The organism is Paenibacillus sp. FSL M7-1414 (genome assembly GCF_038003195.1).
GTDB lineage: Bacteria > Bacillota > Bacilli > Paenibacillales > Paenibacillaceae > Paenibacillus > Paenibacillus amylolyticus.
The window spans coordinates 4981690-4997043 of sequence record NZ_JBBOOS010000001.1; the positions used below are offsets into that span (position 1 = coordinate 4981690).

Consider the following 15354-nt stretch of genomic DNA (forward strand, 5'->3'; position numbering starts at 1 on the left):
CTTCCCTGTGCGTTGCCTGATCCGTTACCATCCTTGCTCCAAAATGATAATCGTGGCATTATCCTGATGCACAAGCTGTTTTTCTTCAATCAAATCAATGATGGTCTGGGCTGCATCAAATGGCGACATGTCTTTCGCCAGTATAGTTTCCAATTCCATCTCAGTAAGGGAGTTGTATACCCCGTCACTGCATAACACAATCTTGTCCGCCGGTTGCAGTGCAAACGGCTCGTCCGCGATTTCCATTTGTTTAAAATGGTCGTATCCCAAATAGTTGACCAGCCTTTTGCGCTGCGGATTATCCAACGCCTCCTGCTCCGATATTTCTCCAGACATATACTGTTCTTCGAGTTGAGTTTCCAGCGTATGTTTATGATTGATAGCAAGTAGCTCACCTTTGCGAAATACGGCCAAAATGCTGTCCCCTACTGCGCCCCAATACAGCTCCCTGCCCTTGATCATGGCAGATACCAACGTTGTTCCTCCAGGAACGCCCAGTAAATTGCGAAGAATCGCCTGGTTTGCCGCATGGGAAGAAGCATCCCAAAACTCTTCCGGATCAGGAAACCGCTCCAACTCTTCAAACTCACGGATAAATGTTTCTACAGCAGTTGTACTGGCTACTTTCCCACCAGATAATCCGCTAATTCCATCGGCAAGTACCGCAAGCACACCATAAGGCTCCACGGCACAGGCAAAATAATCATCCTGTTCACTGCGAGCACCAATGGTCTGTCCATTCCCGATCTGAACGCCAACCGGCCTATCGTCACGTTGCCTTACCGGAATCCGGCTTCGGACGAATAACAACAACCAGATCGACAAACAGCCTGCTGCCAGAACCCAATAAGGCGTTAGCTCCTTGTCGTTCCACAAGATCATGAAGGTATTCACTGTTGCTCCCATTCAAAATGCACACCACATAATGGGATGAAAATAAATTTACTGCGTCCCAATTGAATGACGTCGTAGGCAGCCAGTTCCACCGGAGAATAGACCGCTTCGTTGTTATGGTAGGCAAGGCCGGAAGCATCGCCGGGCAGCAGATAGAAATTCCGTTTTTTGGGATCATATACAATCACCGCATGATTGCGCCTTGAAATCGTGTTATCCCCAAGGATTCGAACATGCATCTCTTCCGAACGTCCAATAAAGTTCTTTTCAGCCATAATCCGATAATCCTGGCCCATCTGTGGACCTTCGATACACACCATCCATCCCGTTACCGGTTCAATTCCTGTCGTTTCTCCCAGGTATGGCATCGTTCTGTCATCCTCTGCCGTGCGAGGCGCGCGTGGGATTGCTCCCCCTGCTTCACTATTGCCGGAAGGCGGTGACTCGACGGCCAGATTACAATATGGACAGGTGTTTCCGTGCCGTCTCGTGCTGAACATATGTCCGTTTCCACATCTTGTCAGACTCATTTCTTTTCATTCCCCCGTAAGCTTGTATGATGGTATGCCAACGTTATTTCACCAAAATTCGGGTATTGGCAATATAAATTAAGTCTCCTGCCTCAATCAGGCTGGGTTCTTCGATTTCCAATTTGGATGATCTGCTTTGATTTCCCTTACGTACGCCCACGCCGCTGGCGGAGTCAATATCCTCGATAAACCATTGGCCCGAGGCTTTGTTCAGCACAGCATGTTGCGGACTGATGAGGGAAGCATATGGAGTATCGGACAAATCAATGTCCGCCTCACTGTTCTTCGAACTTTTTCCGATCAATACACTTGTCTCACCCTGAATGTACCATTCCTTCACACTTGTACCGTCATCGTCCAACAGTACGAGTTTCACAACACGTGAAGACAACTTCTTCTTTTCCCTCTTGCTGGCAGGTAAGTATTTAAAAAACAAGTATGCTCCCCCGGAGAGGACCACAATAATTCCAGTTATCCACTGGGCACTCATGTCCCGGTTAATGATGAATATGTAATACAGCACGGCTAACGAAATCATGGCGACGCATGCGTCAACCCCTATCGTCATTACCGACCTTCCTCGTTTCACTTCCATAACCTCCGCCTGAACCGGCACGATCCATTACAGGCCACCGGCTTACTTTTTTCGAACTCCGAAATATCGGTCAAACATGGCGGACATATCCATTCCTTTGTTGGGATCGGCTTTGCCACTGTTTGAGCTGTCCTTGCCTTTGGGGCGATAGCCAAAAAATTGTTCAAATTGTTCCTGCATTCGTGATGGATCAGACCATACCTTCTCGGTATTCATAGGTCCATTTTGGGCTTGTCCACTCTTTTCTCGTGCAGTACTGGATGTTGCTCCATTTGCCCCTCCTGGTTTCCCTGTAGATCGAGGTTGTTGATTGTATGCAGCCCTTAACTCGGGATTTCCGAGTGTACTGTAGGCCTCATGGACTTGCTTGAAACGCATTTCTGCCTGCGGATCTCTCCCATTAACATCCGGGTGAAATTTCTTTGCCAATTGACGATAAGCCTTCTTGATCTGCTCCGGAGAAGCTTCACGTTCCACACCAAGCACGGCATAATAATCATTCATGGTATTCGTACCTGCCTCCCTGCCGTATTCGGGCGTAAATAAAGATTAAGGGGCACCAAGGCCCCTTAACTTGACAGAATTATTCTGGGCCAGCCATAACTGACCCGGAACATCAGCTGCTCCCTTTATACCGGGAAGCCGCCTTCAATTTTAGTGAATTCCGTTTTGTCTTTTTTCTGTTTGATGAACAGGCTGAATTCACCTACGCCTTCGGTATCTCCGAAACGTTCTGTGTAATCCACAACGAACGCGTTAGGCATGTAAATTTTGCGTACCACTTGATCCGCCGCAACCACTTCAAGGGTCACTTTACGGTAGCAATCTGCTTTTTCAGCTGGAACGAGTGACCACAGAGCAAGTTTCATCGTGTCATCTGCATTGTCACCGTCTGTTGCTGTAATAATTTTGCCACTGATGCGAAGTGTTGCACCTACATCTGTGGATCTAGCGTTGGAATCATCCGGTGTATCTGTGTCATACACTACTGTGCGGATATTATCCATTCCCAATTCGATTGTTTCTGCGCCTTCTACTTTCAATACAAAACCCATTAATAAAAACCTCCTTAAGATTAGAAAACAATGTGCCCGGCATGCTCTCCATCTGGGGAGAGGTACCGAAATATATGTATAAGGTCAGCCATAAAGGCTGCCTTTAACACCAAAATAAATGTCTACAATTCGTTGTTTAAAGAATTATACTCAAAATCCAAAACTTGTAACTACTCAAGTCTCTTACACTTTCATCGCGCTGGTACCTTTAGTAATCATGACCTCCAGGTTCTTCACGTTGCCGTTGAATACCAGGTCAATGTGGCACATATTGCTCTTCTCATCGATGATAAAGCTCATGTCGTCACCTTCCTGAATGATCGAATTGATCGACCCTCGGGTTCCCAGCCACCGGCTCTTCTGACTGCTCGGATTGTTGCTGAAGAATTTGACGATATTTTCATGCTTGAAATCACCCGTCTGGAAACGGAGCAAGCGCTCAATGTAAGTACTTACGAGTGTCTTATACAAGGAATCAAAACCATCTTCGGACATCGCCATGCTTCTCGCTTTGTATACCGTGATCCGCTTGATGTCGCTATCCTGGATTTGGGCATTCTCCGATGAGAAAATAAATCCAAAGTTTTTGCGGTTAATCGAATCCTTGATGGTGTTCGTGAATCCGGAAATTTCTTTGGTCATCGTAGTCACTACACGCAGACTGTTATCGCCTGCCTCAATATCAAAACGCACACCTGGATAATCCCGGTTCACGGTTTTGAATGCGCCTCGTAGATACTCGGGGCACTGATATGCAGCCACAATTCCGGCAGATACATAAGACGCACCGACATACACACCTTCAATCCACAGCTTCAGAATGTCTTCCTTCTCCTTGGAAAGCTCCACACCATTCTCCGTCTGGAGCATACGACTGTCGATAACGACACCCGATTTCTCTTTCGGAATGATGGTGAAATTCGGAGCACTTGGAATGGCGAATTCGCTGTAGTCTTTGCGAGTTAATACCGCGCATTTATCAATATATTTATCGATGCCCGCAGTAGCCATGCTGCTGAATGTAGTCTCTTCTCCAGATTCAAAGCTGAAGAATACTTGTACTTTGTAGTCTTTAACGACTTGCAGAAGCATGGACAGGGATTCCATACTGTTTCCGTCTTGTTTAACCACTTTCTCGTTACCACGGAAACGGGCTCGACTGACTTGAACTTGTCCCGTATTCTCCAGTTCAACGGAAGGAACAATTCCGAACCAAATAGTGTCGGTAAAATCATTCTTCGCATTGACTGTGTTGAGATAGGTCTCCAGCCGCGGAATATTACTGCTCTTGACAAGCATATCCAGCTTGGCATTGGCAATCAGCATGGAAGGCAGCATGCCTTTGTTCTTGGTCGCATATTGATCAAAGAACATTTTGACACCCAAAATTTTCTCTACCAGCGGTTTTACGGTTTTCACAAAGTCATCCTTGGCGTTCTTGTAAAATTCCAGGTATGTATTGTAATTCTGTACTTCAACTGCCGCATCAACATCCGTCTGAACCGCAGGCAGTGGGCAGAATGTACGAACGACCAGATCCTGTACATACGGTGAAGGTGCCTCGGAGAGTGAATCATAATCTTCGGCAAACACCTGAGTCAAATCTGTGCTTGTCGACTCATCCAGGAGCATCAACTCGTTGTTATCACTCTTTGGAGCTTCGATAATTTTCAATTCTCCGCTCTCACCAATCGTGAGTTGTCCTACCTGAATCGCTTCGGAAGAAGTTTCTTCTTGAGCACGGCCCAGCAACAAGCGGGTTTTGATATCTTCGATGGCCAGTGGCAGCATTGCCATAACATTGTTATAGTTCCGGCTGGCATCTTCAAACATGACATTAAGTTTATCCCCGATATCCAACTTCTTCGGGTCCCCGTCATCCAGCTTCTCATGCTGGCCGTACATGTAATGAATTTCTTTCCGTACCTGCCGAATGTCATCCATAACCTTTTTCGGTGAGATCATATCCAGCAAATTTTCAAACTTGAAATCTACATTCGTAATCCCCTGACTACGTTTGGTATCGATCAGGGTAAAGAGCATTCTCAGGAAGTCATTGCTATGATCAATTTTGATCTCAGAGATTGCTTCATCCGGAATCCCTTCGGGCTTTTTGAGCGTATACATGACTTTCTGGTTTACCGCATTGAAAAAGGAATACACACTGGGAGAAAACTTGTCCAAAAACTCATCGAAGCTTCGTACAAGCAGGTGTTCATTGATCTCCTTGATCTTGTCATCATTCAGACTGTCGATCCCTTTTACGTCACCGACAATCGTAATCAAATCCATTTTCTCAGGATTGATCTCTTCGAAAAGCATCGTTCGGTTCGTTTGATTAATAATATCCATTCAGGCAACATCCCCCTAATGATGGTTCATTTGGGCGAATGCTTCCCCCCCTCCATCAATTTTTGACACTCCGCACGCACTATCAGTCTTTGGTCATGATCTAAGAGAATCATCTTCTCAGGCCATCACAAGTCCAATAGAACGAGCTGTCAACATATGACTGGAACTTATGTACCAGATTATGCCGTTTGCTTTGGAGATTTATGGAATTCATCTTAATCATCAGTGATATGTTTTGTCAATATTCCCCTATATAGGTCTAAAAGCTCATTTATGTGACTTCGATATACCTATAGAACTATTTTCCGAATTTCGCTTCACTTCCCTTCTAATCATGCCGATGATAAAGAATATCCTATAATTTGGATGATGTTCAATGATTTAAGACTAGTGGAGTTTTCCCCCTAATCATGAGGAAATCACCTTAACGTATGCGGTGTTGCAATATTCTTAACTTATCAAAACTACGCATAACGGGGTTTTATCGAGTGAAAACAAAAGTTTTTCAACAAAAATCAGTTTCACCTCTAAAAACAATTGTAGTGCCCAAAACAGAAAGGAGATTCAAAGCATCGTATGATATTATTAAAATTCAAAAAAACAATTTTCTCTCTTTTGTTCATCAGCTTTTTAATTCCAGCATGGGACATGGGAAGCATATACGCTGAATCATCCGTCAAGACCCAGACGTATGAAGGACTCGATGCCATGTTTGTCCTGGATGTTAGCTACTCCATGAATGAGACCGACAAAGATCGCATCGCCGAAGAAGTTATACATATGTTTATGGATATGAGTAGTGGACCTAAGACCCGATTGGGGTTTGTAGCTTATAATGACAAGATCACTTCATCCGTACCACTGATGGTTATTTCATCCTCAGGAGCTCGCAATAATCTTCGTAGCCGTGTGGATGGCTTAAAACGTTCAGGATATACAGATCTCGGACTTGGCTTACGCCGAGGTGCTAGCCTGCTTGAACAATCACAGACGGACAAACGTAAACCATTTATGATTTTGCTCTCTGACGGAGAAACGGATTTACGAGGATCGACGAGCAGAACACCTGCCGACTCATCCAAGGATGTGGACAAGGTTATTGAGATGGCACAACAAGCTGGTTATCCCATCTATACTGTGGGACTAAACCGCGACGGTACGGTTAACCCGGCAGAATTGGAGCGCATCGCCAAAGAAACGGGTGGTTCTTCCTTTATTACCGGAAGTGCGGATGATCTGCCTGAAATCTTCAATCGTATTTTTGCAGATCAGATTCAATCTGTTCTTGTGTCTGTAGCGGCTGTGACTGCAACTGGAGCAATGCAGGAAGTAACCGTGGATATTCCTAACTCCAGCATGGCGGATGCCAACATTATCATGCTTTCTGATCATGCTGTCTCCGAAGCTCAGCTCTATTATCAATCCAGCAATGTCAGCTTCATTCGATCTGATAAATATGCTCTGATGAAGATCATTCGTCCGGTCAAGGGACAGTTCAAACTGAAGTTTAAAGGTCGTAGTGGTGATCTGGTGAAGATTAATCTACTGGGCAATTACAACGTAGCTGCTACTGCAAATATGGCAACAGAGCAGCCAGTCAAGGGGAAAAGCATCACATTTGAGGCATCACTCTACGATCAGGCTGTGGACCCTAAACCCATTCAGGACTTGGATGTGTACAAGGGACTGGAAGCGGAACTCATTGTAACTCCATCTGATGGAAAAACAGAACGTATCCCTTTGACCAATACAGGTAGCGGATTTACGGGAAAATACACTTTTCCCAAGTCGGATCTGTACACATGGGGACTACGGATCGACGGTCCAGACTTTTATCGCGAAATTACTCCGGTTGAAGTAGACATTACGAATCAAGCACCCGTATCCACCGGCGAATCCATGGTGTTATCCAAAGATGACAGCAATACAGATGTCGACCTGAACAACTACTTTAAGGATGCCAATAATGATCCTTTAACTTATGTCCTTGCTGAAGGTGGAAATAAACGCAAGCTCGGGGAGGCCGTCATTGAAGGTAACCTGTTGCGATGGTCTTCTCTTCACACTGGAAGTTCAACGATCAAGGTGACAGCAACGGATTCTGAGGGAGCAAGTATAACTACAGACATTTCGTTGCAAATTCATTCTTTACGTGAAAAGGTACTGTTATATACAGGATTGGGCCTGCTTCTTGCTGGTGGTATTTTCGCACTGTATTGGTTCGTATTGAAACCAAAACCCGTATTCCGCGGAAGACTGGAAGGATACTTTCTAGCTACAGCGAACGGCGAGGATATACCGGTGACCAATTGGCCTCTAACCTCATTGGAACGCCGAAAAGTAAGTCTCAGTGAACTGTTTGATCGCATGGACATCGGGGTCAAAGTACTAGAAGCGGGACGAATCTGGCTGGAAGCGGGTAAAAAAGAAACGTTATTGGTACGGCACGATACGAATTGTACGGTTGTCCGAGGCCGAACGCCAGTGAAACGCAGACACACGGAAGCTATGGAGTACAATGAAAAGTTGTATATTACGTTTGAGGATGGTGTTACGGAGATCGAAATTCGTTACAAAGCCATCAAACCAAGTACCAATATCTATGTAGGACAAAAGAGAGATCCACAGTAAACATTGTGTGTTAACTACGTGGAAATGAAGCACGCTGATGTATGTTCTCTCTGAAAATATAATAGAAACAAGCCAGTTCGCCCCATATGTACGGGTAAGAACTGGCTTGTTTCTATTTTACACCTATTTAACGGTTATGCTTTTATTTAAGCGTATCTACTTTAGTAACATAGGTCATGACTGCTTACGCCGTCTCATGTTGCTTTTTCGACTCCACTTCATAGACCTGCGTATGTTCATTCTCGGCTAAAGACCATTCCACTGTACCTGGCTTGCGCACTTTCCATACCCAGGCTTGAACTCGCAGCGAGCTTCTGACCCAAGCTAAGGAAGCACAGCGTTTCTCAGAACGAACCGTCAACCCCCAATGAATAACACGAGCGAGCCAAGGATTCACATACTCATTATGTGAGCGAACAGATGGCAATTCATCCTGGAACAACCGCTGTTTCACGTCCATAGGGGGTTGCCCGCATGTCCAATAATGGAGCAGAGCTGCCAAACTATAGATGTCCGACATCGGTCCCTGACTGGATTTCTCCGAATAAAACTCTAACGGAGAATAACCTGCCGATGTAAATATCACCTGTTTCTCTCCAGATTGCATAGGCCAACGGGTAGCTGAGCCAAAGTCCAGAAGTTTGGGTGTACCGTCCTCCATAACCATAATGTTGGAAGGTTTCACATCCCGGTGAAGAATGCCTTGCTTATGTATGTAATCCAATGTATCCACCAGTGGAAGCAGCGTCTCCGTTATGAAGGCAGCATCAAGAGCATGATTATGTTCATTCAAATACTCGGTCAATGTGATTCCCGTGCAGTATTCCATAACCAGATACCCCGTATCATTCGCTTCAAAATGATCCAAATACGATACAATATGAGGATGATCCAGTTTCGATAACAGTTCACCTTCGAGCAGAAATGCAGCCAGTAACTCCTGATATTGCCCACCATATCCTCGTGAAGAGCAGAACACCCCTCGCTTGTCTGCCTGCCGTTCAGCCATTCTCTGTGGAAAAAATTCCTTAATGGCTACTTTGGCACCTGTATTACGATCTCGCCCTGCATATACAATAGCCAACTCACTGCTGGCTAATACCTGTCTTACCTGATATGTATCATTTATAATCACATTGCGCTGCAATGCCATTTTGCAATTGTCTTTTCTCATAACAGACCTCTTTTCAACCTTGTCGATCGGAAGACTTTCCGCGTAAATGCATCACTTGGTTTAACCAGTCAGCAATTCATCGCCAACTATACATATAAACCAAATGATGCAATTTGAAACACCTTAACGCGAAATATTTAAATATTAATGATATCAAGCCTTCTTCGTTCTACTGCTAATCCCTATCCACACTATTCTATAGAAGAAAAGCATTCTCTTATATAGAGTATCGACAGATGGATGTAATTACTTTATTAAACTGGAGAAAAACATTTCCCATCCTTCATTTACAGCTTTTATTAATAATTATTCTGTAAAAAACGTCCTATTTCCTCGTTCATCTGAACCAATACGTCCTGTGAAGGGAAATGTCCTGTATCATACTTGATGGCTTCTACATTCGTAATAATCTTTTGAGCTCGCTCAATACACTTATCCGCTGGGAAAAAGACATCCTTCTCTCCTACCAATAACAAGGTTGGTGACGTATAATTCACCAGTTCTTCCCGCTCCGTAAGCTTGGGCAGATCCTGATCTATGCTGACGTATTTAAAAAGTTTGCCGATAATGTTTTTATCCATTTCTTTCATGCAGTTGCACGACATGTTGTCCGTAATTTTTTGCAAAGAAGATGGTGAAGACGTCATGCGGTACTTGACGAGTGGCAGCGTGATATCCTGAGCTGTTTTAATTTTGGAGTTGACCGCAAGACCCGCAGGAGCAACCAATACGGCACACGAGATGCGTTCCGGAATATAGGTAGCCAGTCTGAGGATAATGCCTCCTCCAAACGATGGACCGATAAATGCACTCTTTTCAATATCATAGTGATCTAACAGATCCGATACCCATAATGCCAAGCTATCAAACCGTGTCGAGATACTCGCTTCCTCACTATAACCAGGATGACCAATCGTATCAGGAGCAATAATCCGGTATTCTTTAAATAAAGAAGAGAACCATGACAACGTCATCGGATTCACACAATTACCGCCTTGGAGAATAAATAACGGCTTGCCATCTAGAGGACCCGTCAGTAAAACATGCGTCTTGCCAAAACGCGTCTCTACATACTCCCGAGTAAATTTCTCACCCAACTCGTTCAAATAAATCTCATACTCTTCAAGTATGCTGCTCTTGCCTTCTTCACTTCTATAAATGGAACTCATGTCTGCCTCCTGCAATATATACTCAAATACCCCATTCTATTGAATGGACTTGCTAATCAGTGGACCAAAAAGATAAAGAGGGCCTGCAGATGACAGGCTCCTCCATATGTTTAACTAATCATATTCAGATGATTATAGAGCGGAAACTGGAAATTGTAAATAACGATTCTAATAGACCAGAAATAAAGGAGGCATCCTTTGGAAAAATCCCTACTTCCGGCCGTAATCCGCCTTGATTTCGCCCCACTGCTTGGTCTGCCATTTTAGCACTTTATTGCTGTACGTATTCGTCTGGAGCCACTGCTCCGCACGATCAATCATCAGCCAGATTTCTTCTGTGGAGTTGTCCCTTGGTAACGTTGTGGCTACTTTTTTCTGCTTTAACCATTTCATGGCATTGACCGAGTCGGTATACACCGTTTTGGTACTGCCTTCTTTCTTCAGATGTGCGAGGGCATGTACAATGGCTAAAAATTCGCCCAGATTGTTCGTGCCTTTGGAGATCGGTCCGACGGAGAAAATAACCTCACCGGTGCGGGTGTCTACCCCTTTGTATTCTACAGGTCCGGGGTTACCACGTGTGCCCACATCAACAGAGATGCTGTCGTAATCCACTTCCTCTGACGTTTCCATGCCAGCACTTCTTCCGCTACTAGCCGACTTTGTCTTCGACGCTCCGCTTCCACTTGAACCCCAGTTCCCTTTCCAGCCAGCACGATACGCTTCTTCTGCGGCTGCTTTGGATTCATAGGATTTATATTTTGCTCCAGTATAATGATCCGTCTGCGCTTTGCAATCTGCCCATGTGTTATACACACCCGGCTTCTTGCCTTCCCAGACAACATAGTATTTCTGTTTTGCCACTGTGACCCGCTCCTTTGTTCACTTCATCAATACCCTATTGTAAACGATCTGGTGGGCGGAATGAAAGCTATGGATTTGCCCATCTGCATAATTCCTCCAACTCCAGAACAGTCTAAGAAACAAAGCGCATACTGGAATAGAAAGGAATATACGTATGGACTGGATATGGAAATCTGTTTTACTTGTACTTATCGGCATGATTCTGCTGCGAATTGCAGGACGCAAGTCGATCTCACAGATGAGTGTCGCCACAACGGTCATCATGATCTCCATCGGAACAACGATTGTACAACCCATCGCAAATCATGAGCTTGGCAAAGCGATTGGATCAGCATCAGTCTTCATTTTGACATTGCTTGTAGTGGAACAACTGCAATTGAAATTTAATATTTTTGAACGGTTAATGAGTGGCAGTTCCAAAATCGTGGTAGAGGACGGAAAGGTCATTATCCCGAATTTGAAACGTATGCGTTATACGATGGATCAGCTTGAGATGCATATGCGACAGCACGGAATTACAAGTGTAGACGATCTGGAGACGGCGACGGTGGAACCCAATGGTCAACTTGGTTATGTCCTGAAACGACATGCTCGTCCCGTGACGATTGGAGATCTGGAAGAGATCCTACGAAGTTATGCAATTACAGGTAGTAGCCCAGCAGCGGGAGAACACTCCCAACAAGATAACAGCAGCAAGTCTTCAACGCATAGCGATAACTCCTCCGATATTTTCCAAGAAGTCAGTAAAGGTGCTCATGCTCATCCCGTTGATCCTAAGCTTCAATAGTTGATTCCTACCCCCACCTAAAAAACAAAAGACCGGCCCTGTGAGCACCAACAACATCGCTTCAACAGGTACGGTCTATGTTCACTTCAATTGATTATTTCGAAGATTTCTCCAGGTCATCCAAACGAAGATATAGTCCCAATCAACGTGTACTCAGGTAAGCAATGCCTAAGCCGCCCGTAATTGGATTTGTATAGATTTCACAATCGACATCGAATACCTCACCAATCATCTCGCGAGTCAGAATATCAGCCGGTTTGCCATGGACCACAATCTGGCCCTTTTTCACCACATAAAGATAATCGCAATATGCTGCGGCGAGTTCGAGATCATGCAGCGCTGCCAATATACCAATGCCGAGTCCACGGACAATATTTAGAATTTGTAGCTGGTATTTAATGTCCAGATGGTTCGTCGGCTCGTCCAAGATCAGGAATTGGGGTTGCTGTGCCAAGACACGCGCCAATACGACACGCTGTTTCTCCCCACCAGACAGAGACACGTAATTGCGGTCTGCATGTCCAGTCAGATGTACTTTTTTCAAAGCCTGCTCAACGATTTCGTGATCCCGTTCATTATCCGTCTCCAGCATTTTTTTGTGCGGGGTACGGCCCATCATGACCATCTCACGTACTGTAAAATCAAAACTCAATTCATTAAACTGGCCAACAACGCCCATGTGTCTGGAAACAAGCTTTGGACTGGATTTGAGAATATCGGTATTGTCCAGAAAAACCTTACCTTGCTGCGGTTTGATCACTTTATAGATGCTCTTGAGCAGCGTTGACTTGCCACAACCATTGGGTCCGATCAGTCCAACGAACTGTTTACCGTTCACCTGTAATGAAATATCCTTGATGATGTCCGTGTTCAGCACAGAGATGGATACATTTTCTACGTTCAGCTTCATGTTTAATTCCCTCCAAAACCGTAGCCTTTTTTGACCAGCATATACATAAACATTGGTGCACCAATCATGGCCGTAATAATACCGATTGGCAACTCCACGCTGGATATGAGGGATCGTGCAATAACATCCGTCCAGATGAGGAAAATGGCTCCAAACAGCACAGATACAGGCATCACCTTACGATGGTCGGAACCCACGAGACCTCTGACGATATGCGGAATAATGAGGCCGACAAAACCAATCATGCCACAGCTCGCCACCATAACGCCTGTCACCAAAGCGGTTAACAGCATGTACACCCTGCGGTACACACTCAGATTAATGCCCAGTGTAACGGCTGCTTCATCCCCCAATAACATCGTATTAAGAACTCTGGACTGTAAAAGGAAAAATAGAATCGCCACCAGCACGACGATACCCACGAGTGGAAGCTTGTTCCATCCGGAAGCCGCCAGGCTGCCCATGGTCCAGAACGTCACCGTTTTGATGCCTTCAGCATTGTTGGCAAAATAAATAATAAAGTTCGAAAAAGCGCTGCATAACGCGTTAATCACCATTCCGGCAAGCACCAGCTTGACCGACGTCATTTTCCCCCGAATCCCTGCCAAAGTCAGGACCAGTAAGGACGCACCCATCGCACCGGCAAAGGCCCAGAAAGCCACCCCCGTCTGACCTAGCCACCCAATCGCACCGAGTCCAATAAGAATTGCAAAGGTTGCTCCAAGTGAAGCGCCTGAGGATATACCCAGTATGTAAGGATCAGCAAGTGGATTCTGCACAGCAGCCTGCATAACAGCACCGCACAAGGCCAAACCTGCACCGATAAACATCGCCATCAGCACACGCGGGAAACGAATCTGCCAGATAATATCGGTAAAGGAACCTGCCTCAATGGGTGTTGTCCCCCACTGAAATCCCGTTAATTTGTATAAAAGAATACGATATGACTCCGCCAGTGGAATTTGTACCTGTCCAATGGAAACTGCAATACCTACGGATATAAGCGTAATCATGATTAAAGTTGCAATCAGTAAAGCAAACCCGGATTTACTATGAATCAGAGACTCTCTTTTCCCCATACGCTGTGTCTGAACCTGAACCGTCTGTGCCATCTCTTCCCCCATCAATTCGCGTAAAATGTAGAACTAATTAAATTTAGCTATTTACAATGTGTTTTCTCGGATTATAATTGAGAATGATTATCTTTGTCAATTTAAAACACATAGAAAAGGGGTTCATCATTTAATGAAATTCACATCCAGAACCATTGGCTTTGCTGCTCTAAGTCTCCTGTTACTGCTACTTGCAGCCTGTTCGAACGCTTCAACTTCTTCCCCTGCCGAAGAAACAACTTCACCTACTAACACGACAGAAACTTCAGCTCCTGCTGAGAATACAAATAAAACGACGTACCCGCTCACCATTGAAAATTTCACGATCTCGGGTGAGGGTGGCGAGTGGAAACCCAAAGTGCAAGTATTCGATAAAGCACCTGAACGTGTTGTTGCGAATACCCAATCTGCGGCTGAGATGCTCATCAAATTAGGTCTGACCGATAAAATGGTCGGTGTTGCTGCTCTATATGGTTCCGTTACACCGGATGTGGCTGATGATTTCGCCCAAATTCCGGTATTGTCCAAGGATTATGTAGGTAAAGAGCTGGTTGTAGGTGCAAGCCCGGATCTGGTTCTCGGACGGGGCGACCTGTTCGCTGATGCAGACTGGGGCGTAGGTACCGTCGATGGATTGAATGACATGAATATCCGCACGTTCTTGCAAACGACGAATCACAAAGGTTCACTCGATAGCCTGTATAGTGATATTGCACAACTTGGACAGATCTTCGACGTTCAAGAAAATGCCGCAACTTTCACGGAAAGTCTGAAGACCCGTGTTGCAGCCATTAAGGCAAGTGTAGCCGATCAGCCTGAGCATACTTTTGCCTATATCGTACCCGCTACGGAAGACACCATTACGGTCAGCAGCATGCAGAACGATACGTATCAGCTTGATGCACTTGGTCTGTTGAAGCTGAAAAATACGTTTGATGGTGTGCAAGGTGAGGTAAGTGTTGAGCAACTGATCACAGCGAACCCGGACTACCTGCTCTTGTCCGCGTATGCCGGTTCACCGGATATCGACAAGCTGATTCAGAATCTGTATGCCAACCCTGCCCTGCAAAGTATGAATGCAATCAAGAACAAACAGATCTATGTCACGGATTTCAGCCAGTTCTGGGGTTATGGATATCAAATTCTGGATGGTATTGAGAAAATGGGACAGGAAATGACAGCTAATCCAATCAATAATTAAAATGAAATAAAAGCAAAGGAGCAGGAGAAGAAATTCTCACTGCTCTTTTGCAATACTGCGCATGCAAGAAATCAAGGATC

Annotated in this window: 14 protein-coding genes; 3 read left to right on the plus strand and 11 right to left on the minus strand. The window is 45.0% G+C overall.

The features are described from left to right. Window positions 1-24: 24 nt before the first annotated feature. From MHH92_RS21660 to MHH92_RS21685, 6 genes are all read right to left on the minus strand, one after another. Entirely contained in the window at window positions 25-906 is an 882-nt protein-coding gene (locus MHH92_RS21660) for a PP2C family protein-serine/threonine phosphatase (protein WP_228469530.1), read from the minus strand. Further along, entirely contained in the window at window positions 891-1424 is a 534-nt protein-coding gene (locus MHH92_RS21665) for an FHA domain-containing protein (protein WP_091013796.1), read from the minus strand. The genes MHH92_RS21660 and MHH92_RS21665 overlap by 16 nt, the downstream gene beginning before the upstream one ends. A 43-nt stretch (window positions 1425-1467) precedes the next feature. Then, complete coding sequence (locus MHH92_RS21670) at window positions 1468-2019, minus strand: FHA domain-containing protein (RefSeq protein WP_127545040.1); 552 nt, start codon at window positions 2017-2019, stop codon at window positions 1468-1470. A gap of 42 nt (window positions 2020-2061) precedes the next feature. Continuing rightward, on the minus strand, window positions 2062-2523 hold the full coding sequence (locus MHH92_RS21675) for a J domain-containing protein (RefSeq protein WP_340906196.1): 462 nt from the start codon (window positions 2521-2523) through the stop codon (window positions 2062-2064). 125 nt (window positions 2524-2648) lie between these two features. Continuing rightward, window positions 2649-3074 (minus strand): hypothetical protein, encoded by a 426-nt coding sequence (locus MHH92_RS21680; RefSeq protein ID WP_056695746.1) that lies wholly within the window; start codon window positions 3072-3074, stop codon window positions 2649-2651. Between the two features lie 183 nt (window positions 3075-3257). After that, the gene (locus tag MHH92_RS21685) at window positions 3258-5426 is read right to left on the minus strand and encodes a transcriptional regulator (protein WP_340906200.1); all 2169 of its coding nucleotides are present in this window, start codon (window positions 5424-5426) and stop codon (window positions 3258-3260) included. A 576-nt stretch (window positions 5427-6002) separates the two neighbouring features. Here MHH92_RS21685 and MHH92_RS21690 point away from each other — a divergent pair. After that, window positions 6003-8057, plus strand: a complete 2055-nt coding sequence (locus MHH92_RS21690) for a vWA domain-containing protein (protein ID WP_340906202.1) — start codon at window positions 6003-6005, stop codon at window positions 8055-8057. A gap of 184 nt (window positions 8058-8241) precedes the next feature. On the opposite strand, the gene MHH92_RS21695 is transcribed toward MHH92_RS21690, so the two are convergent. The 3 genes from MHH92_RS21695 to rnhA form a co-directional block, all read right to left on the minus strand. Beyond that, window positions 8242-9231: a serine/threonine protein kinase gene (locus tag MHH92_RS21695; protein WP_253502202.1), complete on the minus strand. Its 990-nt coding sequence runs from the start codon at window positions 9229-9231 to the stop codon at window positions 8242-8244. A gap of 299 nt (window positions 9232-9530) precedes the next feature. After that, window positions 9531-10400 carry an alpha/beta fold hydrolase gene (locus tag MHH92_RS21700; protein WP_036668513.1) on the minus strand — a complete coding sequence of 290 codons (870 nt, stop codon included), beginning with the start codon at window positions 10398-10400 and terminating at the stop codon, window positions 9531-9533. A 210-nt stretch (window positions 10401-10610) separates the two neighbouring features. Then, window positions 10611-11264, minus strand: a complete 654-nt coding sequence (gene rnhA, locus MHH92_RS21705) for a ribonuclease H (protein WP_340906205.1) — start codon at window positions 11262-11264, stop codon at window positions 10611-10613. 154 nt (window positions 11265-11418) lie between these two features. Here rnhA and MHH92_RS21710 point away from each other — a divergent pair, with 154 nt between their 5' ends. Beyond that, entirely contained in the window at window positions 11419-12051 is a 633-nt protein-coding gene (locus tag MHH92_RS21710; RefSeq protein WP_340906207.1) for a DUF421 domain-containing protein, read from the plus strand. Window positions 12052-12193: 142 nt separating this feature from the next. Here the strand turns inward: MHH92_RS21710 and MHH92_RS21715 are convergent, their stop codons facing one another. After that, the gene (locus MHH92_RS21715; RefSeq protein WP_340906209.1) at window positions 12194-12961 is read right to left on the minus strand and encodes an ABC transporter ATP-binding protein; all 768 of its coding nucleotides are present in this window, start codon (window positions 12959-12961) and stop codon (window positions 12194-12196) included. A gap of 2 nt (window positions 12962-12963) precedes the next feature. Then, window positions 12964-14040, minus strand: coding sequence for a FecCD family ABC transporter permease (locus MHH92_RS21720; RefSeq protein ID WP_339191507.1), 1077 nt, complete (start codon window positions 14038-14040; stop codon window positions 12964-12966). Window positions 14041-14206: 166 nt separating this feature from the next. Here MHH92_RS21720 and MHH92_RS21725 point away from each other — a divergent pair, with 166 nt between their 5' ends. Then, window positions 14207-15274 carry an ABC transporter substrate-binding protein gene (locus tag MHH92_RS21725; protein WP_339186363.1) on the plus strand — a complete coding sequence of 356 codons (1068 nt, stop codon included), beginning with the start codon at window positions 14207-14209 and terminating at the stop codon, window positions 15272-15274. The last annotated feature ends 80 nt before the right edge of the window (window positions 15275-15354 follow it).

Bases quoted from the DNA above. Each gene is read 5' to 3' on its own strand.
- MHH92_RS21680 (WP_056695746.1), bottom strand. From the start codon at position 3,074: ATGGGTTTTGTATTGAAAGTAGAAGGCGCAGAAACAATCGAATTGGGA.
- MHH92_RS21665 (WP_091013796.1), bottom strand. From the start codon at position 1,424: ATGAGTCTGACAAGATGTGGAAACGGACATATGTTCAGCACGAGACGG.
- MHH92_RS21685 (WP_340906200.1), bottom strand. From the start codon at position 5,426: ATGGATATTATTAATCAAACGAACCGAACGATGCTTTTCGAAGAGATC.
- MHH92_RS21715 (WP_340906209.1), bottom strand. From the start codon at position 12,961: ATGAAGCTGAACGTAGAAAATGTATCCATCTCTGTGCTGAACACGGAC.
- MHH92_RS21710 (WP_340906207.1), top strand. From the start codon at position 11,419: ATGGACTGGATATGGAAATCTGTTTTACTTGTACTTATCGGCATGATT.
- MHH92_RS21675 (WP_340906196.1), bottom strand. From the start codon at position 2,523: ATGAATGATTATTATGCCGTGCTTGGTGTGGAACGTGAAGCTTCTCCG.
- MHH92_RS21720 (WP_339191507.1), bottom strand. From the start codon at position 14,040: ATGGGGAAAAGAGAGTCTCTGATTCATAGTAAATCCGGGTTTGCTTTA.
- MHH92_RS21670 (WP_127545040.1), bottom strand. From the start codon at position 2,019: ATGGAAGTGAAACGAGGAAGGTCGGTAATGACGATAGGGGTTGACGCA.
- MHH92_RS21700 (WP_036668513.1), bottom strand. From the start codon at position 10,400: ATGAGTTCCATTTATAGAAGTGAAGAAGGCAAGAGCAGCATACTTGAA.
- MHH92_RS21725 (WP_339186363.1), top strand. From the start codon at position 14,207: ATGAAATTCACATCCAGAACCATTGGCTTTGCTGCTCTAAGTCTCCTG.
- MHH92_RS21660 (WP_228469530.1), bottom strand. From the start codon at position 906: ATGGGAGCAACAGTGAATACCTTCATGATCTTGTGGAACGACAAGGAG.
- MHH92_RS21695 (WP_253502202.1), bottom strand. From the start codon at position 9,231: ATGAGAAAAGACAATTGCAAAATGGCATTGCAGCGCAATGTGATTATA.
- MHH92_RS21690 (WP_340906202.1), top strand. From the start codon at position 6,003: ATGATATTATTAAAATTCAAAAAAACAATTTTCTCTCTTTTGTTCATC.